Here is a 19142-nt window from a genome sequence, read left to right as displayed (position 1 = left end):
ATGCAACCATCTGAAAAGGCGCTTGTGCCCTTTGTATCCGTCGACAACATGATGCGTCTGGTGCATCACGTCGGGCTTGAGAAGATGATCACCCAAATCGCGGCCCAGATCGAAGCCGATTTCAAGCGTTGGGAGAGCTTCGACAAAACCCCACGCATCCCGGCCCACTCGCCGCATGGCGTGATCGAATTGATGCCCACATCGGATGGTGAGGCCTACGGATTCAAATACGTGAACGGTCACCCCAAGAACACCTCCGAAGGGTTGCAGACCGTGACCGCTTTTGGCCTGCTGGCTGATGTCTACACCGGTTACCCCACCCTGCTGACCGAGATGACGATGCTGACGGCACTGCGTACGGCGGCGACCTCGGCCCTTGTGGGCAGCTATCTGGCGCCAAAATCTTCGTCGGTTATGGCCATGATCGGCAACGGCGCGCAATCAGAGTTCCAGTGCCTGGCTTTCAAGGCCATGTGCGGGATTGATACGGTTCGTTTGTATGACACCGATCCGAATGCCACCAAGAAATGTGCCGCGAACCTTCAAGGCAAAGGTCTGACAGTAGTGCCCTGCAAAACCGCCGAAGAGGCCATCGAAGGCGCACACATCATCACGACCTGCACCGCCGACAAGAAATACGCCACGATCCTGACTGACAACATGGTCGGCCCCGGCGTTCATATCAACGCCATCGGCGGAGACTGTCCCGGCAAAACCGAATTGCATCGTGATATCCTGTTGCGGTCGGAAATCTTCGTGGAATACCCCGAGCAGACCCGTATCGAAGGCGAGATTCAGGCACTGGACGACACCCATCCGGTGACAGAAATGTGGCAGGTCATGACAGGCCAGGCCAAAGGGCGCAGCGATGATCGTCAAATTACTCTGTTCGACAGCGTCGGCTTTGCGATCGAGGATTTCTCGGCCCTCCGCTACATCAAGTCCGCTATCGAGGACACTGATTTCTTTGAACCTTTGGACATGTTGGCCGATCCTGACGATCCGCGCGATCTATTTGGAATGCTGATGCGGGCAAGCTAAAGAACCCGCAAATGGCATTACCTCGCCCCCGGTTCATCACCGGGGGCTTTTTCTATCCGGCCAGTGACGGCAAGTAGAGGACGATGGCCGGGAACGCCACAAGCAACGCGATGGTAATCGCGTCGGCGATGAAGAACGGTGTCACGCCTTTGAAGACGTCCTGAACGCTCAGGTCCGGGCGCACGCCAGCGACGACAAAGCAGTTCAGGCCAATCGGCGGCGTGATCAGGCAGAATTCGGCCATTTTCACAACCAGAATACCGAACCAGATCGCACACATCGGCCCCGACATGCCAAAGGCACTTTCAGCGGCGCTGACGGCTTCCCCACCGTTGAGAGCCATGACGGCCGGGTACACGACCGGTAGCGTCAGCAGCAGCATTCCGATGGCATCCATGAACATGCCCAACACCGCATAGGCCAGCAGGATGCAAATCAGGATAAGCATCGGCGACATCTCAAGCGAGGTGATCCAGTCCGAAAACGCGCCCGGCAGGTCGGCGAAACCAAGGAACCGCACGTAGATCAGCACGCCCCAGATGATCGAAAAGATCATCGCGGTCAGTTTGGCGGTTTCAAGCAACGCGGATTTCAGCTCGGTCCAGCGCATGCCGTGGAACAGGGCAAAACAGAAGACAATGAAGGCGCCGATGGCACCACCCTCGGTTGGCGTGCCCCAGGCCTTTTCTCCGAACGGGTTATAGACAAAGCAGATGATGATCAGGATCACAGCCACAATCGGCAAGGCACCGGGCAAGGACGCAAAGCGCTGTTTCCATGTAAACCCCGTGACCGGAGGCCCAACGGTTTTGAAAATCACCGCTATTCCCACAATAAGCAGGCCATAGATAACTGCCGAAAACGCCCCCGGGATGAACCCGGCCAACAGCAGCTTACCCACGTCCTGTTCAACGATGATGGCATAGATCACAAGAATGGCCGAAGGCGGGATCAACGAGGCCAGCGTACCCCCGGCAGCAACGACTCCAGCAGCGAATTGCTTGTTGTAACCGACTTTCAGCATCTCGGGGATGGCGATGCGGGCGAAAACCGCGGATGTGGCGACCGACGCGCCCGACACGGCGGCAAACCCGGCTGTCGCGAACACGGTTGAAACTGCCAGCCCACCCGGCACCCACGCCACCCAGCGTTTGGCCGCCTCGAACAAGGCCTTGGTCAGGCCCGCGTAATAGGCCAAGTATCCGATCAGGATAAAAGTCGGTATCAGGCTAAGCGTATGCGCCGCGACTTTGGAATGCGGCACCTGCCCGGCTGTTTTGACAGCCACCGTCAATGCTTTGCCAAACCGATCCGGGTCATATCCGAACTTGGCCCAGAAGATCCAGACCAGCCCGACCAACCCGGCAAGCCCAGCGGCAAAGGCGACCCGCATCCCTGTGACGACCAATACAAGCAGGCCACCTGTAACCCACAGACCAATATCTATTGTGTCCATGCGTTAGTCCTGCCCTTCGAATTGCTCGGCCTCGGCAGCGGCCTGCGCCGCCGCATCCTGGATCAACGGCACGGCCACCGGATGTTCGAGTCCCAGCACAAAAGCACGCCCATATCCCCAGACCTGCAACACCAGCCGCGCGCACAGGACCGAAAACGCCACTGGCGCCAGCAGCTTGGCAGGCCAAAGCGGAATGCCGATGTCAATTGAACTGTCACGGCTCCACAGCGGTGCGCCAAAATCGAAAGAGCGGTCGAAATGGGACCAGCTGCCCCAGACCAGTGCCAGCATAAGCACAAGGATCAAAACTACCGAGATCAGTTCGAACAGCCACAGCGCCCGCCCGTGCAGACGCGCGATCACGATATCCATACGAATATGACCGCCTTCGCGCTGCACGTATGAGATTCCAAGGAAGGCAATCAGCGGCATGGCCTGTTCGATCCAGTCCACATAACCGGGCAAAGGCGCGTTAATCGCGTTGCGGCCACTGACCGAAACCACTGCCAGCACCATCAAGCCAAAGACGGCAAGCCCGCTGATCAATGCCAAAAACTGCTCTAACCTCAAGAGCTGACGATCCAGCCAACTGAGCCGACTGCCGTCCTCAAGCACCGTGGCCTGTCCTGCCATTCCGGTGTTCCCCTGTTTTATGATTGGTTTCCGGGTGCCCGGTCAGGCACCCGGATAGGGCAATCAGTTGCCGCCACGCTGCTGTTTCAGCGTCGCCTGAACCAGATCATAGAGGTCCTGCGCTGGCAGACCCTGTGCGGACATATCCGCAATCCACTGTTCACGGATCGGATCGGCTGCCTTAGCACGGAATTCTTCAAGAACGGCATCGTCGATCTCAACTTTTTCAACGCCCTTCTCAGACAAAACGCTATCCCACTGCTCAAGCAGCCCGCCGTAGTTCGCAAGGTAATGATCAATCGCCTCGTCGATCGAACTGTTCAGCGCCTCCTTGTGCTCCGCAGGCAGCGCTTCATAGGCTTCGATATTCACCACCACCGGGCAGTTGACCGTGCCGGGGTTCAGGTTAGCGGTCCACCAGTCGGCTTCATTGATGGTGCCGAAAGACAGGTGAGCGTGTTGGGCAAAGGCAACCGTGTCGACAACACCCGATTCCATCGCGTTGAACGCTTCTGTTGCTGGGACAGAGGTCGGCACACCGCCCACAGCCTCGAACGCCTGCCCCAGGCCACCAGTGGCACGTACACGCATCCCGTCAAAATCCGCCAATTCGTCGCGCGGATCACCGGTGCCGACCAGGTTGTACTGCGGCATTGGTGAGGTCATGATTATGCGCGCGTTCCACTGCGCCATCTCATCCTTGACTGCCGGGTGATCGTAGACCGCGTGGCTGACAGCCACTTCTTCGTCAAGATTGTTCACACCCAAAAACGGCAGCTCAAGCACGGTGATCGCTCGGTTCTTGTCGCGGTGATACCCGGCGCAGAATTGAGCCATTTCAAAAGCACCGATTTCAATGCCGTCCAGATTTTCCTTGGGCTTTGACAGGCCACCATAACTGACGTTGATGGTGAACTCTCCATCTGTCTTTTCACTCACCAGTTCGGACAACTTTTCGACATGTTCAGTAAAGGCGCGCCGCTTGCCCCAAACCGAGGCATTCCATTCGGTTGCCGCAGCCTCTGAGACGAATGCAACACCCAAGGCGGCGACGGCCGCGCCGCTCAACATCTTTTTCATCATGAATTCTCCCTTTGTTGCGCTTCTTCTCCAAGCGCTTGCGATCAAAGCTAGCGCCAACATTGATGTGTGCCAACCCCGGTCAAATTCACCAAGCACCAGAAGACAGCGCTAACAACCAATAGGTGTATCCAAGATTCAAAAATTGCGGTTGATCATCTGCATCCACCAATCAAAATTTCATGACACTTACTAATTTGTTTTTATTTGTTTTTTTGAAGTTCATAGTAGCTTTATTTACTATTATTTGCACGCTAACAAAATTTCTTTACAAACAAATCTAAAGATATCGGTAATTTATTTAATTGTTTTCAGTTTCGCTTATTATTTGACGTGGGGAGGAAACGGGTCGACATCGCCCGTTCCGCGGGCAAGATTTGGCCCAGTGAAATAAAGTCCAGAGGGAGGAGCCTCAGAATGACAACCGCTGCTCAAGCAGATGCCAAGGTCTATCCGCCATCCGCAGAAACCGTTGCCCGCGCCCATGTCGATGCCGACGCATACACCCAGATGTACAACGCCTCGATCGAAAATCCTGTGGCGTTCTGGGATGAGCAAGGCAAGCGAGTAGATTGGATCAAACCGTATACACAAGTCAAAGATGTCAGCTATGATTTCGGCTCGGTTGGAATAAACTGGTATGCCGACGGCACACTGAATGTGGCAGCCAACTGTCTGGACCGCCATCTGAAAACACGCGGCGACCAGACCGCGATCATCTGGGAGCCGGACGACCCGAACGACGACGCCCAGCACATAACCTATGCCGAGCTGCACCGCCGCACCTGCCGAATGGCCAATATTCTGGAATCTCTGGGCGTTCGCAAAGGTGACCGGGTGGTGATCTATCTGCCGATGATCCCCGAGGCAGCCTATGCGATGCTGGCCTGTGCGCGTATTGGCGCGATCCATTCCATCGTTTTCGCGGGCTTTTCGCCCGACGCGCTGGCAGCGCGGATCAACGGCTGCGATGCCAAGGTGGTTATCACGGCGGATGAGGCCCCGCGCGGCGGTCGCAAGACCCCTCTTAAGTCCAATGCGGATGCCGCTCTGCTGCACTGTAAAGACACCGTGAAATGTCTGGTGGTCAAGCGCACCGGCGGCCAGACCACATGGGTTGACGGCCGCGATTTCGATTACAACGAAATGGCGCTTGAAGCGGATGACTATTGCGCACCCGCCGAGATGAACGCCGAAGACCCTTTGTTCATCCTGTATACTTCCGGCTCAACCGGTCAGCCCAAAGGCGTGGTGCATACCACTGGTGGCTATCTGGTCTACGCAGCCATGACGCATCAGATCACCTTCGATTACCACGATGGCGACATCTATTGGTGTACCGCAGACGTAGGCTGGGTCACCGGCCACAGCTATATCGTCTATGGCCCGCTGGCCAATGGTGCGACGACCCTGATGTTCGAAGGCGTGCCGACCTATCCCGACGCTGGCCGTTTTTGGGAAGTCTGCGCCAAGCACAAAGTAAACCAGTTCTATACCGCCCCCACGGCGATCCGCGCATTGATGGGACAGGGTACCGAATGGGTCGAAAAGCACGATCTGAGCGATCTGAAAGTGCTGGGCACCGTGGGTGAACCGATCAACCCCGAAGCGTGGAACTGGTATAACGAGGTTGTCGGCCAAGGCAATTGCCCCATCGTCGACACATGGTGGCAGACCGAAACCGGCGGTCACCTGATGACCCCCCTGCCCGGCGCACATGCGATGAAGCCCGGCTCGGCGATGAAACCGTTCTTTGGAATTCAGCCTGTCGTTCTTGACCCGCAATCGGGTGTCGAAATCACAGGAAACGGGGTCGAGGGCGTGCTGTGCATCAAAGACAGCTGGCCCGGTCAGATGCGCACCGTCTGGGGCGATCACGAGCGGTTCGAGAAAACCTATTTTGCCGACTACAAAGGCTATTACTTCACGGGCGACGGTTGCCGCCGGGATGAGGATGGCGACTACTGGATCACTGGCCGTGTCGATGACGTGATCAATGTCTCGGGCCACCGTATGGGTACGGCCGAGGTAGAAAGCGCGCTGGTGGCGCACGCCGCCGTGGCCGAAGCTGCTGTTGTCGGTTATCCCCATGATATCAAAGGGCAAGGCATCTATTGCTATGTCACTCTGATGAACGATCGCGAGCCTTCGGATGAGCTTCTGAAAGAGCTGCGCACTTGGGTTCGCACAGAAATTGGCCCGATTGCCAGCCCCGATGTGATCCAATGGGCCCCCGGCCTGCCCAAGACCCGTTCCGGCAAAATCATGCGCCGTATCCTGCGCAAGATCGCCGAAAACGACTTTGGCTCGCTGGGTGACACTTCGACCTTGGCCGATCCGTCGGTGGTCGAAGATCTGATCGAAAACCGCGCAAGTAAGTGAGGATGTGATGGACGCTGCCACGACCACCACCCCCGCCGTTCTGATCCTTCTCGGCCCTCCGGGCGCCGGGAAGGGCACGCAGGCGCGGATGCTCGAAGACACGTTCGGGCTTGTACAACTCAGCACCGGCGACCTGTTGCGTGCCGCCGTTGCCGCCGAGACCGAGGCCGGACTTGCTGCAAAGGCCGTTATGGAAGCTGGCGATCTGGTCAGCGACGAGATCGTCATCGCTATCTTGCGCGACCGGCTGGATGAACCGGACTGCGCCAAAGGTGTCATTCTGGACGGCTTCCCGCGCACGACCGTGCAGGCCGAGGCGCTGGACGGATTGCTGTCGGAAAACGGCCAGAAGATCAGCGCCGCAATCAGCCTTGAGGTCGAAGACGCCGAAATGGTCACCCGCATCTCGGGCCGCTACACCTGCGCAGGCTGCGGTGAAGGATTTCATGACACGTTCAAGGTCCCCGCGGTCGAAGGCAAATGCGACAAATGCGGCTATACCGAGTTCAAACGCCGCGCCGACGACAACGCCGAAACCGTTGCCTCGCGCCTTGCTGCCTATCACGCCCAAACCGCGCCGCTGATCACTTACTATGAATCCCACGGTGTTCTGCAACGCACTAACGCAATGGGCAAGATCGAAGACATCGCGAGCGACCTCAAGAATATCGTGGGTCACGCGATGAGTTAAGGGGAGGAGAAAAGCCCCCCAAGGCTTTGATCCAACAAGAGAATACTTCAATGGACCCGCCTTGGCGGACCAGAGGAGTCTTGCCTGACATCATGCTGGTGCCAGGCACAATCGAGAAGCGGCCCAAGTCACTGGAGGAGTTGGGCACGGGCCGCCCAACGAGGAAGCGAAGGAGGAACCCGCAATGGCGGATCAATCAACAAACTCCGCGCAGGCTGCCGAGGCCGACAAGGGCTATTGGCAGGCCAACCTGCGTCTCATCTACATCAGCCTCGTGATCTGGGCGCTGGTGTCTTTTGGATTCGGCATTCTGCTGCGTCCGCTGCTGTCCGGTATCGCCGTTGGCGGCACCGATCTGGGCTTTTGGTTCGCTCAGCAGGGATCAATCCTGGTCTTTCTGGTGCTGATCTTCAACTACGCCTGGCGCATGAACAAGCTGGACGCCGAATACGGCGTGGATGAGGAGTAAACCCCATGGACCAGTTTACTATCAACCTGCTGTTTGTCGGCGCGTCCTTTGCGCTGTACATCGGCATCGCGATCTGGGCCCGGGCGGGTTCCACATCGGAATTTTACGCCGCCGGTCGCGGCGTTCACCCGGTCACCAACGGTATGGCAACAGCGGCCGACTGGATGTCGGCGGCTTCGTTCATCTCGATGGCGGGTCTGATTGCCTTTACCGGCTATGACAACTCGACCTTCCTGATGGGGTGGACCGGTGGCTACGTGCTGCTGGCACTGTTGCTTGCGCCTTACTTGCGTAAATTCGGCAAGTACACAGTATCGGAATTCATCGGCGACCGCTTCTACAGCCAGACCGCACGTATCGTTGCGGTGATCTGTCTGATCGTGGCCTCTGTGACTTACGTAATCGGTCAGATGACCGGCGTTGGCGTGGCCTTTGGCCGCTTCCTCGAGGTGTCCAACACATCCGGTCTGCTGATCGGTGCCTGTGTCGTGTTTGCTTACGCGGTGTTCGGAGGGATGAAGGGTGTGACCTATACTCAGGTCGCTCAGTACTGCGTGCTGATCACAGCCTATACCATCCCGGCAATCTTTATCTCGCTGCAGCTGACCGGCACGCCGATTCCGGCGCTGGGTCTTTTCAGTGATACCGCCAGTGGTGAGCCTCTGCTGACCAAGCTGGACGCAATCGTGACCGAGCTGGGCTTTGCCGACTACACAGCGCACCATTCGAACACGTTGAACATGGTGTTGTTCACGCTGTCGCTGATGATCGGTACTGCTGGTCTGCCGCACGTGATCATGCGCTTTTTCACCGTGCCTCGCGTGGCTGACGCCCGTTGGTCGGCTGGCTGGACGCTGGTCTTCATCGCGCTGCTGTATCTGACCGCCCCTGCGGTTGGCGCAATGGCCCGCCTGAACATCACCGACATGATGTGGCCCAATGGTGGCATCGAAGGTGGTGCCGTTTCGGTCGAGGAAATCGACACGGATCCGCGTTATGATTGGATGCAGACATGGCAGAAAACCGGGCTGCTGGATTGGGAAGACAAGAACGGCGACGGTAAAATCCAGTACTACAACGATCAGAATGCAGACATGCAGGTGCTTGCCGAAGAAAAAGGCTGGGTTGGTAACGAGTTGACCAAGTTCAACCGCGACATCCTGGTTTTGGCCAACCCCGAGATCGCCAACCTGCCAGGTTGGGTGATCGGTCTGGTCGCTGCCGGTGGTCTTGCGGCTGCTCTGTCGACCGCTGCGGGTCTGTTGCTGGCGATCTCGTCGGCTGTGTCCCACGACCTTGTCAAAGGCGCGATCAACCCGCAGATCTCGGAAAAAGGAGAGCTTATGGCGGCGCGGATCGCAATGGCCGTGGCCATCGTTGTTGCAACCTATCTGGGTCTGAACCCCCCGGGCTTTGCAGCGCAAACTGTGGCCTTGGCCTTCGGTCTGGCGGCAGCCTCGATCTTCCCGGCGCTGATGATGGGGATCTTCTCGACCCGCATCAACAACACCGGCGCGGTTGCTGGTATGCTGGCTGGTCTGACCGTGACCCTGGTCTACATCTTCCTGCACAAGGGCTGGCTGTTCATTCCGGGCACCAACTCGTTCACCGATGCTGATCCGCTGCTGGGTCCGATCAAGTCGACCTCGTTCGGTGCAATCGGTGCGATGATCAACTTCGGTGTCGCTTACGTGGTCGCTGGTATGACCAAAGAGACCCCGCAGGAGATCGTGGAATTGGTCGAAAGCGTTCGCATTCCCCGTGGCGCTGGCGCAGCTCAGAATAAATGAGCATGATGCGGCATATGGATAACACCCGTGTGCCGCGTCTTTCGACCTACTGTTCCCGCCCGGCATTCCACCGGGCGGGATTTTTCAAATGGAAGCCCAGGATTGTCTGATGCCCCTGTCCCATGACCAGATCACCCGGTTTCTGAAATCCGTACACCCCTATGACGCCTTGCCGCCTGACACGCTGGACGATCTGGCCAACCAGATCGAGGTGTGGGAGGTCGATGAAGGGTTTCCCGTGTATGAGCTGGGAAACACCCTACCCGGCATATTTGTGATCTATGAAGGACAGGTTGAGATCACGGATGAAAACGGCGCTGTCGTTTCGCATCTGGGACTGCGCAATTCCTTTGGGGAACGTGGTCTTCTGAAGGACGGCAAAGCTGCAACCCATGCACATACGCATACGCCGTCCGTTCTGATGGTTCTGCCCCCCAACGTGGTGCGCGGGCTGATCGACGGCCATGATGTTGTCGCCAACTTCTTCAACCGTACGCGCGGGGAACGTGCCGGTCCGCAAAGCTTGGCCACCAGCGCGATTGACGTTTTGATGGCCCACAACCCGGCCACCTGTCCTCCGGACATGCAAGTTCAAAAAGCCGCGCGGGTGATGCGCGATCGCCATATCTCGTCTCTGTGCGTGACCCAAGACGACACGCTGCTGGGCATCGCAACGCTGCGGGACGTAGCCGGAAAATACGTGGCGGACAACATGCCCGAAACAACACCCGTTTCAGCGATCATGACACATGATCCCATCACTCTTTCACCCTCCGATATCGGATCGGACGTGTTGCATGTGATGATGGAGCGCGGGATCGGCCATATCCCGATCTGTGAAGGCGGCAAGCTGGTCGGTATCGTCACGCAGACCGATCTGACCCACTATCAGGCCGTAAACTCGGCCGAACTGGTTCGGCGGATCGCTCATGCCAACTCTGCGGGTGAAATGGCACTGGTCACGGCTGAAATTCCTCAACTTCTGGTGCAGCTGGTGGCCAGCGGTAACCGGCATGAGATCGTTACCCGTCTGATCACCGACATCGCCGATACTGTGACCCGCCGTCTGCTGGCACTGGCAGAAAAGAAATTAGGCCCGCCGCCCGTGCCTTATCTGTGGCTAGCCTGTGGTTCGCAAGGGCGGCAAGAGCAGACCGGCGTATCGGATCAGGACAATTGCCTGATGCTGGACGACAACATGTCTGACGGCGACATGGCCTATTTCAGCGAACTGGCAAAATATGTTTCGGACGGGTTGGACACTTGCGGGTATTTCTATTGCCCGGGCGACATGATGGCGACCAATCCCCGCTGGTGTCAGCCGGTGCGGATATGGCGGGATTATTTCAACGGCTGGATCGCCAAACCGAACCCCGAGGCGCAAATGCTGGCCTCGGTCATGTTCGACCTGCGCCCCATCGGCGGCGCGTTCGAGCTGTTCGAGGATCTGCAAGCCGACACGCTGGCTGCAGCCAACTCGAATTCGATCTTCGTGGCGCACATGATTTCCAATTCACTAAAGCACACGCCCCCGCTCGGCCTGTTACGAGGTTTTGCCACCATCCGTTCGGGCGAACATCGCAACACGCTTGATCTGAAACATAACGGCGTTGTGCCGGTGGTTGATCTGGCCCGCATCTACAGCCTTCAGGGTCAGTTGCCCGAGGCCAATACCCGCGCCCGCTTGAAAGCCGCCGAAGCGGCCCAGGTTCTTAGCCCCTCGGGCGCGCGGGATATTCTGGACGCCTATGACTTGATCGCTGAAACACGGCTGGAACATCAGGTGAGGCTGGTCAAATCCGGCAAAAACCCCGACAACTATCTTCCACCATCGACTTTGTCTGACTTTGAGCGAAGTCATCTGCGAGACGCCTTTGTCGTCGTAAAAACAATGCAGTCGGCGGTGGGCCATGGCAAAGGTATGCTGAACTAGGCAGACCCAAACGGGCGCAAAAGCGTTAAACCAGGAGAAAAACATGTTTCTGGAACTGATCGGCACCATCTTTGCAGGGATCGCCTTTGCAGGTGTGGTGATGGGAGTGAACAAACTGACGGGTGGCCGCCTGCCCCGCTGGGCCGCTCCGGTCGCGGCTGGGTTGGGTATGATCGGCATGACCATCGCCAGCGAGTATTCCTGGTACGACCGAACCACTGAAACGCTGCCGGAAGAAATGGAAATCGTGCAAGAGGTTGAAAGCCGGGCCTTCTATCGCCCGTGGACCTACGCCGTACCGTTCGTCAATCGCTTTGCCGCGATCGACACCGCCTCGGTCCGGACCAACGAGCAGGTGCCGGATCAACGCCTTGTGGACATGTATTTCTTCGGTCGCTGGTCCCCGATCTCGAAACTGCCGGTGGCCGTCGACTGCGCCACCAACAGCCGTGCCAGCCTGGCCGATGGAGCCGAGTTCGGTGACGACGGCCAATTGCTGAATGCCGACTGGCTGACCGTCAACGCCGAGGACCCCATAGTCGAGGCCACCTGCGGAGTGTAACATGCTGACCCGGCTAAGCCTGCGCGTCCGAATTTTTCTGTTCTTCTGCTTGATGGCAGTGGGCGCACTGGCCGTTAGCTCTGTGGCACTTTGGGTAAGCTATCTGCGTGTCGCTGATCCTGCGTTAGCAAGTGCTTTTATCCTGGCTGAAATCCTTATGGGTTTCGGCTTCATCGCCTTGATCATTGCCGTCTGGCTGCTGTTTGACGACAACGTGGCAAAGCCCATCGAACGTCTATCGGCCCAGCTGCGCGCCCGCGCACATGCGGGCGTCAGCACGGATATGGACATGCAGGCCGCGCGTTATCTGGGCGACCTGGCCCCAGCGGCAGCCGGGTTGGCGGATCAGCTGTCAGGCAAGACCATGGATGTGGCTCAGGCCGTGGCTGCTGAGACTGCGCATCTGTCTGCTGAAAAACAAAGACTGACGGCCCTGCTGACCGAGATTCCGGTGGCGATGGTGCTGGCCAGCCCCACCCACAAAATCGTGCTGTACGATGGGCAGGCCGCCGGAGTGCTGGCCCAAATCGCCCATCCCCGCTTGAACGCCTCGCTTTACGAATACCTGCAACCCGTGCCACTGCAACAAGCCTACGAGAAACTGTCAAAAACCGGGCTTGAGGTCGATTGCACCCTGACCAGCATCGACGGCGCGCAAACCTATTCCGCCCGCATGAAGCCGCTGGGCGACGCGCCCGGCTATCTGCTGATATTCGACGAAAGCGCCGCTAATATCGCACCCGAGGCTGCGCGCCCACTGGTATACGACTTTGACTTGCTGAACAGCGCGGTCGCGGGCGAGTTCGAATCTCTCGCCCTTCGCGATCTGTGTTTTGTGGTGTTTGACACCGAAACCACGGGACTACTGCCGCACAAGGACGAAATCGTCCAGATCGGCGCGGTCAGGGTTGTGAATGGACGCATCGTTCAGGGCGAGCGGTTTGATATGTTGGTTGATCCTGGCATGCCGATCCCGCCGGCTTCGACCAAAGTTCATCATATCAGCGACCACATGGTTCAGGGCGCACCGGATATTGCTGCGGCGGGGCGCACGTTCCACCAATTCGCGCGGGATGCGGTGATCGTGGCCCATAACGCGCCTTTCGACATGGCCTTTCTGCGGCGCCATGCAAAACGCATGGATGTCGACTGGGATCACCCCATCCTCGACACCGTTTTGCTATCTGCCGTTCTGTTCGGCGCCAGCGACAAGCACACCCTGGATGCGTTGTGTGACAGGTTAGAGATTGCCATTCCGCACGACCTGCGCCACACCGCCCTTGGCGACGCTGTCGCCACAGCGCAAGCACTGGTCAAGATGCTGCCTATGCTGCAAGCCCGTGGCATGACAACCTTTGGCGCAGTCATCGAGGCAACCCGTCAGCATGGCCGCCTGCTGGAAGATTTGAACTGAACGTCAAAATATTCGCTCAAGATTCAGCTTTTCATGGACAATTCCGGCAGACCGTGGCACCTGATGCGCGGCCACTGCACGAGCGGACAATGACTGAAAAGACCTTCACCCCAACTCCTGACCAAAGTACCGCTTTTCGCGAAGCGCTGGGGTGTTTCGGCACAGGTGTCACCGTCATCACGACGAACACCGAAAACGGACCGCGTGCGATAACCGTCAATTCGTTCTCATCGGTCTCGCTGGACCCACCGCTGGTGCTTTGGTGCCTGGCAAAAGACTCGTTCCGGTTTAATTCCTTTAATGCCTGCCAACACTATTCCATTCACGTGATGGCACAGGAACAGCAGGATCAGGCACTGCAGTTCGCGCGTGATGGGTTGGATTTCTCGCACGTGGAATGGGATACGGATCACAAAGGCAGACCGCAACTGAACGAGTGTCTGGCCCGGTTCGATTGCCAATTACATGCCAAGCACGAGGCCGGGGATCACCTGATCTTGGTTGGTGAGGTCGAACAGGTGATGTATCGCACAGGCAAAGGCCTGATTTTCAAACGCGGTCAGTTCGGCGGCTTCGCGGACCTGCTGTAACCTTCATTCATCAAGCGAGCCGTGAACGGCCAACGCCTCAAGCTGTGTTTCCTGTGGGGTGATAATACGGAACGCTTCGTGCACACCCGTGTCGGACAACTCACGCGCTACCGTCAACAGTGTGTTCGGGGCGTGTTCTTCGCAAAGCTCACTCATATGGACGATTTCGGCCTGTGCCACACCCAAGGCCGCTTCGACTGAAGGCGCACCGTAGAATTGCACAAAATGCTCGGCCAGAGTTTGCACGATCTGGTCCAACTCGGCCTGTTCGATCTGGGTCACGGCGACAAATGTCACGCGCCCAAAGGTTTCGACGCCCAACCAACCGTTTGAAAACGCCTGCCGCGCCTTACCTTCTAGATCGGCCTCACCCCAGTTCGAGAATTCAAACCCGCCTGATATGCACCATTCCCCCGTCCGCGCCGGGGAATGGAACACGTTCATGTCGCTTTCATCGAAATGGATCGCACGGGCCAGTTTCATCATCGGTTCTCCAACAGTTCGGTCAGCGGGCGTAAACGTGTTTCATCGCCGTCACGGATCAGCATACCGAACCGCTCATCGGTGCCCAGAAACACGCCCGTCTCTCCGTAGGGCTCTCCGACGCCGCGCAGCAGCCCCATCCATTCGCCGTGCAAAGGGGCGTTGCCGTCCTCTTGCCAGCGATTGAGCCAGGTCAGCATATGCCGCGACCAGCTTTCAACCAGTTGTGCTGCTGAGACATCGGCGCACCCTTCGTCATACAGTGCGGTGACATCCGGCGTTTTCCCCGGATCATCCCCGGTTTGCAGCAACGCCAGTTCCCAACTGACCACCAGCCAATCGGGTTCTTGCCCGGGATCGCGGCCTGAGGCGGCGGTGCGGAACATTCCACACTTCGCCCCGTTCACGCAAATCAGTCCATCCCAGCCCAAATGCACGGCAACCTCGGGCGGAGCCAGCGCGCCCAGCGCGTTCTGAAACCCCACGGCGCACAAAGGCAGCATCGCCATAGCATCCTGCAAAGGCACCTCGGGCGCAAAAACGATGGCAACGCGCAAGCGGTCGGCCTGAATGTTGTAAACCACCGTCCCCGCGTCGCAGCCCAGCGCGGCCATGGCTTGGGCGCGGTCGAACGGGTCTTCCCCGCCCTGCACAGGATGGCCCGTTAGCAAAGGCGGAAAGACCGGTAGGTTCATGCTTTACCCTTGGCGATCATATCGCGGGCGACTTTGCGGAATGCCTCAGCCTGCGGGCTGTCGGGTTTGCTGACCACGATGGGCGCGCCCCCGTCCGAAGCGACCCGGATATCCAGATGCAGGGGGATTTCACCCAGCAGCGGAACACCCAGCGCTTCGGCCTCAGATTTCACACCTCCGTGGCCGAACACGTGTTCCTCATGCCCGCAGTTGGAGCAGATATGGGTCGACATGTTTTCGATCATGCCGACGATAGGAGTCTTGAGCTGGTTGAACATGTCGATCCCTTTGCGGGCATCGATCAAGGCCACGTCCTGCGGGGTAGATACAACAATGGCACCGTCCACCTTGAACTTTTGGCTCAGCGTCAGTTGCACGTCACCGGTGCCCGGCGGCAAGTCCACGATCAGCACGTCCAAAGCTCCCCACTGAACCTGGCTCATCATCTGTTGCAGCGCGCCCATCAGCATTGGGCCGCGCCAGACAACCGCTTGCCCTTCATTGGTCATCAGACCCATCGACATCATGGTGACGCCGTGATTGCGCAGCGGCAGGATCGTCTTGCCATCGGGGCTGGCTGGACGGCCCGAGACACCCAGCATCCGGGGCTGCGACGGGCCATAAACATCTGCGTCCAACAGGCCGACACGACGACCCTCGGCCGCCAGCGCACAGGCGAGGTTGGCAGACACGGTGGATTTGCCTACTCCGCCCTTACCCGAGGCAATGGCGATTATTCGATCCACCCCCGGTACGGCCTGCGGGCCGGTTTGCGATGGCTTGGGTTTCGGTTTCAGATCTGGCGGAGCCTTTTCCGAATGCGCGGTCAGCAGAGCAGACACATTGGCCACACCGTCTGCCAACTTTGCGGCCTGCTCGGCGGCGGCACGAACGGGCTCCATTCGCTCGGCCTGTTTCGGATCAATCTCAAGTACGAACCGAACGGTGTCACCTTCGACATTCAGCGCGCGCACCACTCCGGCGCTGACGATATCCTGCCCCGATACAGGGTCAGTGATCTTTTTCAGGTTTGCCAGAACCGCATCACGAACACTCATGCCATTACCCCTTTAATTCCACCCACGATGAGGTTGCGTTTCATTGCATGTGTCTCCGTCTCATTCAGTTCATTTGACGCAATCGGGACCAGACCGTTAGGTTGGGCCATGCGCGTTGTCCTTTTGTGCCTGAGCCTGTCGCTCTCTGCCAGTCCCTCTTGGTCGCAGGAGGCCATTGGCCTTGCCGCCCCGACGGAAGTAACAGACTCAGGTCTGCTGCAACATATCCTTCCTCGCTTCTCTCTCAAGACCGGGATACGCGTTATTGCGGATGACGGGGGCATTTTGGTGCTCGAAACCTCCCCGCCGGGCGATCCAGTCTTTGCACGCGGCGGTGTGGTGTACCATCTACGGATCGAAGACAACGCCCGGCACGAACGGTTCCGCGACTGGCTGCTGTCCGATATCGGCAAGAATACGGTCGAAAGCTTTGTCCCTGACCAAGGGGCACCCTTCTCTGCGAGTTTCGAAGTAACGGCAACCCAGCAGGAAACCGTGATCGAAGGCGACGCTGCCCGGGGCGCGGAACTGTCGATGACCCATTGCGGCCGGTGTCATGTGATTGGGCCGCAGAACCGGATGAACGGTCTGGGCTCAACCCCATCATTCGCGGTATTGCGCGCCATGCCGGACTGGTCTGAACGGTTTGAGGCGTTCTTTGCCCTCAACCCCCATCCCGCCTTCACACAAATTGACGGGCTAACACCGCCGTTTGACCCAGAACGCCCCTCGCCCATTTACCCGGTCGAGATGACGCTGGAAGAGCTGGAGGCCATTCTGGCGTTTGTCTCAGCCATCCAGGCTGCTGATTTAGGCGCGCCGCTACAGCTTCAGTGATCCTTTCGCTTTGAGAAATAATCCTCGGTCGTGACAACCTTGGGTCTTGGGTTGGACTGGAACGGATTGTCTGATTGTTGAAACTGCGCGTTCACCCGGCAATTGTCGCACATCTGGATCATCCGTGCCTTGTCCGAGGTGGCAAACATCGGATGCGTGCCAGACAGCTTTTCCATGATCCGTTCGACCGTAGATTTCACGCCGAACAACGCACCGCATTCAACGCAGGCAAAGGGTTCTTCCTCATTCAGCACCTGCTGAGACAAGGCTGCGTCGCTCAGGTCCAGTTGCGGGACAAGGGTAATCGCATCCTCGGGGCAAACGCCCTTGCACAAGCCACATTGCAAACAGGCGTCCTGCTGAAAGTTCAGCTGCGGTTTGTCCGGGTTGTCAGCCAACGCACCTGACGGGCATAGCGACACGCAGCTGAGGCACAATGTACAGGCGTCCGTATTCACCGCCACCGCCCCGTACGGAGCATTTTCGGGTAATGATAAAGGTGTATCCGCCTGCGGATTCAACGCCTGTGCGGACAAGCGCGCGATTTGTCTGCGGTTGCCCAGCGGCAGCACCGGATCGGACAGCGGTGACGGAACATCCTGCGCATATAGCAGGTCTGCCATCGCATCGGGGTCGGCCTGATCAATCAAGGACAAACCATCCGGTCCTGCAATTGCCTGCGCCAGAACCAATTCGCGATCCAGCGCGTCGCGTTCGGTGGTTGGGGCCACAAGGATATCGACACGTGCGAACCCATGCGCCAATGCGGCCAGCATTTCGGCGTGGCCGAACCCCGAAATCACGTTTAACTCAAGCGGGATGACATCTGCGGGTAAGCCGCGCCCGAACCGGGCGGCCAGCCGGATCATCTCAGCCCCGTGGGCATCGTGGACCAACAAACGGGGCGACGTCCCCCCGGCCCGCCGATAGGTCCGCGCCAGAATGTGCATGCGTGACAACAGGGCAGAAACTGGCGGGTCCTCGTATGTGATAGCGGTCGATGGGCACACCGCCGCACATTCCCCGCATCCGGCGCAGACCATTGGGTCAATGGACACATGTTCCTTCGCCGGCACGATCGCACCCGTCGGACAAATATCCAGACAGTTGGTACAGGCGACCTGCTCGGCACGGGAATGGGCACACAGCGTTTCCTCGAGCCGCACGTAAAGCGGCTTTTCAAACGTGCCAACCAGTTGCACCGCCTCATAGGCCAACCGTTCCACGGCAAGCGGGTCCTTGGGATCTGCGCGCAAATAGCCTTCGCGCTTGGCCGGGGCCTGCACGAACGCAGTGCCGCCGGTCAGGTCGATGATGATATCGCAGGCCGAGTGCGCCCCATCACGAGCCTCGGTCCAGGTAAACACCCCACGGCCGCCCGGCTTTAGCTGTTGCAAGGCGTCCAGCCGCAATGTGAACCCGCCCAGTGCGCCGTTCAGCGACCGAAGCTGGCCGCGCACTACGTCAAAAGACCGCGAAACCGGCGACGCGTCATCGGTCACCAGCACCGTCACCGCCAAAGTGTCCGACAGCCGGGCCGCCAGATCAAAACTCACCTCACCTGCCCCGACAATGAAACAGGTGCCTTCGCTAAAGACGTCAACGCTGGGCGTGATGGGCTGAGGCAGCAACGCCTCAGCCGCCAAAGCGGCCATCTTGGGGGTCGCATCGCTGCTCTGCTCTGACCAACCGGCGCGGTCACGCAAGTCGACAAACCCCGGCATGTCTATTTTCAATTCGTCTGCAAGGTCCCGGAACACATCTTGCTCCTGCCCGCAGGCAATCACCGTATCCCCGTCCTGCATCAGGGATACAGCAGTCTCCAACTCAGCCGTACACAGGGCCGTATGAACCTTTGAGCAAGCGATCCCACAAGCGGATGCGATTTTCTCGGCTTCCAGATCCTGCGTTCCGGCGCAATCGCATAGTATTAGTTTTGTGCCCATGGCATCCCCTCCCCATCTTGGTTTCAGCTTAGGGTGTCTTGGAAAAGTGGCAATGCCCCATGGCAAATCTTTCGGTATGGCC

General features: G+C 58.3%; 17 protein-coding genes. 10 read left to right on the top strand and 7 right to left on the bottom strand.

Annotation, left to right across the window (positions count from 1 at the left end):
* Complete coding sequence (locus GOX21_RS01230; RefSeq protein ID WP_170374934.1) at positions 1-1041, top strand: ornithine cyclodeaminase; 1041 nt, start codon at positions 1-3, stop codon at positions 1039-1041.
* Between the two features lie 52 nt (positions 1042-1093).
* Here the strand turns inward: GOX21_RS01230 and GOX21_RS01225 are convergent, their stop codons facing one another.
* The 3 genes from GOX21_RS01225 to GOX21_RS01215 form a co-directional block, all read right to left on the bottom strand.
* Positions 1094-2497, bottom strand: a complete 1404-nt coding sequence (locus GOX21_RS01225; RefSeq protein ID WP_170348428.1) for a TRAP transporter large permease — start codon at positions 2495-2497, stop codon at positions 1094-1096.
* 3 nt (positions 2498-2500) lie between these two features.
* On the bottom strand, positions 2501-3130 hold the full coding sequence (locus GOX21_RS01220; RefSeq protein WP_170358049.1) for a TRAP transporter small permease: 630 nt from the start codon (positions 3128-3130) through the stop codon (positions 2501-2503).
* A 63-nt stretch (positions 3131-3193) separates the two neighbouring features.
* Complete coding sequence (locus tag GOX21_RS01215) at positions 3194-4210, bottom strand: C4-dicarboxylate TRAP transporter substrate-binding protein (protein ID WP_170374932.1); 1017 nt, start codon at positions 4208-4210, stop codon at positions 3194-3196.
* Between the two features lie 417 nt (positions 4211-4627).
* Here GOX21_RS01215 and acs point away from each other — a divergent pair, with 417 nt between their 5' ends.
* The 8 genes from acs to GOX21_RS01175 all read left to right on the top strand — a co-directional run bounded on the left by acs (position 4628) and on the right by GOX21_RS01175 (position 14041).
* On the top strand, positions 4628-6592 hold the full coding sequence (acs, locus tag GOX21_RS01210) for an acetate--CoA ligase (RefSeq protein WP_170348426.1): 1965 nt from the start codon (positions 4628-4630) through the stop codon (positions 6590-6592).
* Positions 6593-6599: 7 nt separating this feature from the next.
* Complete coding sequence (locus GOX21_RS01205; RefSeq protein ID WP_170374930.1) at positions 6600-7283, top strand: adenylate kinase; 684 nt, start codon at positions 6600-6602, stop codon at positions 7281-7283.
* 184 nt (positions 7284-7467) lie between these two features.
* The gene (locus tag GOX21_RS01200; RefSeq protein ID WP_170348424.1) at positions 7468-7752 is read left to right on the top strand and encodes a DUF4212 domain-containing protein; all 285 of its coding nucleotides are present in this window, start codon (positions 7468-7470) and stop codon (positions 7750-7752) included.
* Positions 7753-7757: 5 nt separating this feature from the next.
* A complete protein-coding gene (locus GOX21_RS01195; RefSeq protein ID WP_170358045.1) occupies positions 7758-9542 on the top strand; it encodes a sodium:solute symporter family protein in 1785 nt (594 codons plus the stop codon).
* A 109-nt stretch (positions 9543-9651) separates the two neighbouring features.
* On the top strand, positions 9652-11475 hold the full coding sequence (locus GOX21_RS01190; protein WP_170374928.1) for a DUF294 nucleotidyltransferase-like domain-containing protein: 1824 nt from the start codon (positions 9652-9654) through the stop codon (positions 11473-11475).
* Between the two features lie 43 nt (positions 11476-11518).
* Positions 11519-12037, top strand: a complete 519-nt coding sequence (locus GOX21_RS01185; protein WP_170348421.1) for a hypothetical protein — start codon at positions 11519-11521, stop codon at positions 12035-12037.
* A gap of 1 nt (position 12038) precedes the next feature.
* Positions 12039-13451 carry a 3'-5' exonuclease gene (locus GOX21_RS01180; protein ID WP_170374926.1) on the top strand — a complete coding sequence of 471 codons (1413 nt, stop codon included), beginning with the start codon at positions 12039-12041 and terminating at the stop codon, positions 13449-13451.
* An 89-nt stretch (positions 13452-13540) separates the two neighbouring features.
* Positions 13541-14041 (top strand): flavin reductase family protein, encoded by a 501-nt coding sequence (locus GOX21_RS01175; RefSeq protein ID WP_170348419.1) that lies wholly within the window; start codon positions 13541-13543, stop codon positions 14039-14041.
* 3 nt (positions 14042-14044) lie between these two features.
* Here the strand turns inward: GOX21_RS01175 and GOX21_RS01170 are convergent, their stop codons facing one another.
* Genes GOX21_RS01170 through GOX21_RS01160 form a run of 3 tightly spaced genes read right to left on the bottom strand, consistent with a single transcriptional unit; the run spans position 14045 to position 16277 of the window.
* Positions 14045-14524 carry a DUF6505 family protein gene (locus GOX21_RS01170; RefSeq protein ID WP_170359302.1) on the bottom strand — a complete coding sequence of 160 codons (480 nt, stop codon included), beginning with the start codon at positions 14522-14524 and terminating at the stop codon, positions 14045-14047.
* Positions 14524-15219, bottom strand: coding sequence for a biotin/lipoate--protein ligase family protein (locus GOX21_RS01165; protein ID WP_170374924.1), 696 nt, complete (start codon positions 15217-15219; stop codon positions 14524-14526). The genes GOX21_RS01170 and GOX21_RS01165 overlap by 1 nt, the downstream gene beginning before the upstream one ends.
* Positions 15216-16277, bottom strand: coding sequence for an Mrp/NBP35 family ATP-binding protein (locus GOX21_RS01160; RefSeq protein ID WP_170374922.1), 1062 nt, complete (start codon positions 16275-16277; stop codon positions 15216-15218). The genes GOX21_RS01165 and GOX21_RS01160 overlap by 4 nt, the downstream gene beginning before the upstream one ends.
* 108 nt (positions 16278-16385) lie before the next feature.
* On the opposite strand from GOX21_RS01160, the gene GOX21_RS01155 reads away from it, so the two are divergent.
* Positions 16386-17114, top strand: coding sequence for a c-type cytochrome (locus GOX21_RS01155; protein ID WP_170374920.1), 729 nt, complete (start codon positions 16386-16388; stop codon positions 17112-17114).
* Here GOX21_RS01155 and GOX21_RS01150 read toward each other — a convergent pair.
* Entirely contained in the window at positions 17108-19060 is a 1953-nt protein-coding gene (locus tag GOX21_RS01150) for a 4Fe-4S binding protein (RefSeq protein ID WP_170374918.1), read from the bottom strand. The two genes, GOX21_RS01155 and GOX21_RS01150, sit on opposite strands and share 7 nt — an antisense overlap.
* Positions 19061-19142 lie beyond the last annotated feature (82 nt).

Origin of the sequence: Ruegeria atlantica (genome assembly GCF_013032005.1) — a bacterium.
In the GTDB taxonomy this organism is placed as follows: Bacteria; Pseudomonadota; Alphaproteobacteria; order Rhodobacterales; family Rhodobacteraceae; genus Ruegeria; species Ruegeria atlantica_A.
The sequence above is the reverse complement of the archived record's forward strand: the minus strand, read 5'-3'. Positions and strand labels throughout refer to the sequence as shown.

What these genes read in the sequence shown, in the direction of transcription:
- GOX21_RS01205 (WP_170374930.1), top strand. Translation starts at nt 6,600, where the DNA reads ATGGACGCTGCCACGACCACCACCCCCGCCGTTCTGATCCTTCTCGGC.
- GOX21_RS01220 (WP_170358049.1), bottom strand. Translation starts at nt 3,130, where the DNA reads ATGGCAGGACAGGCCACGGTGCTTGAGGACGGCAGTCGGCTCAGTTGG.
- GOX21_RS01185 (WP_170348421.1), top strand. Translation starts at nt 11,519, where the DNA reads ATGTTTCTGGAACTGATCGGCACCATCTTTGCAGGGATCGCCTTTGCA.
- GOX21_RS01225 (WP_170348428.1), bottom strand. Translation starts at nt 2,497, where the DNA reads ATGGACACAATAGATATTGGTCTGTGGGTTACAGGTGGCCTGCTTGTA.
- GOX21_RS01165 (WP_170374924.1), bottom strand. Translation starts at nt 15,219, where the DNA reads ATGAACCTACCGGTCTTTCCGCCTTTGCTAACGGGCCATCCTGTGCAG.
- GOX21_RS01190 (WP_170374928.1), top strand. Translation starts at nt 9,652, where the DNA reads ATGCCCCTGTCCCATGACCAGATCACCCGGTTTCTGAAATCCGTACAC.
- GOX21_RS01170 (WP_170359302.1), bottom strand. Translation starts at nt 14,524, where the DNA reads ATGAAACTGGCCCGTGCGATCCATTTCGATGAAAGCGACATGAACGTG.
- GOX21_RS01180 (WP_170374926.1), top strand. Translation starts at nt 12,039, where the DNA reads ATGCTGACCCGGCTAAGCCTGCGCGTCCGAATTTTTCTGTTCTTCTGC.
- acs (WP_170348426.1), top strand. Translation starts at nt 4,628, where the DNA reads ATGACAACCGCTGCTCAAGCAGATGCCAAGGTCTATCCGCCATCCGCA.
- GOX21_RS01150 (WP_170374918.1), bottom strand. Translation starts at nt 19,060, where the DNA reads ATGGGCACAAAACTAATACTATGCGATTGCGCCGGAACGCAGGATCTG.
- GOX21_RS01155 (WP_170374920.1), top strand. Translation starts at nt 16,386, where the DNA reads ATGCGCGTTGTCCTTTTGTGCCTGAGCCTGTCGCTCTCTGCCAGTCCC.
- GOX21_RS01200 (WP_170348424.1), top strand. Translation starts at nt 7,468, where the DNA reads ATGGCGGATCAATCAACAAACTCCGCGCAGGCTGCCGAGGCCGACAAG.
- GOX21_RS01160 (WP_170374922.1), bottom strand. Translation starts at nt 16,277, where the DNA reads ATGAGTGTTCGTGATGCGGTTCTGGCAAACCTGAAAAAGATCACTGAC.
- GOX21_RS01175 (WP_170348419.1), top strand. Translation starts at nt 13,541, where the DNA reads ATGACTGAAAAGACCTTCACCCCAACTCCTGACCAAAGTACCGCTTTT.
- GOX21_RS01230 (WP_170374934.1), top strand. Translation starts at nt 1, where the DNA reads ATGCAACCATCTGAAAAGGCGCTTGTGCCCTTTGTATCCGTCGACAAC.
- GOX21_RS01215 (WP_170374932.1), bottom strand. Translation starts at nt 4,210, where the DNA reads ATGAAAAAGATGTTGAGCGGCGCGGCCGTCGCCGCCTTGGGTGTTGCA.
- GOX21_RS01195 (WP_170358045.1), top strand. Translation starts at nt 7,758, where the DNA reads ATGGACCAGTTTACTATCAACCTGCTGTTTGTCGGCGCGTCCTTTGCG.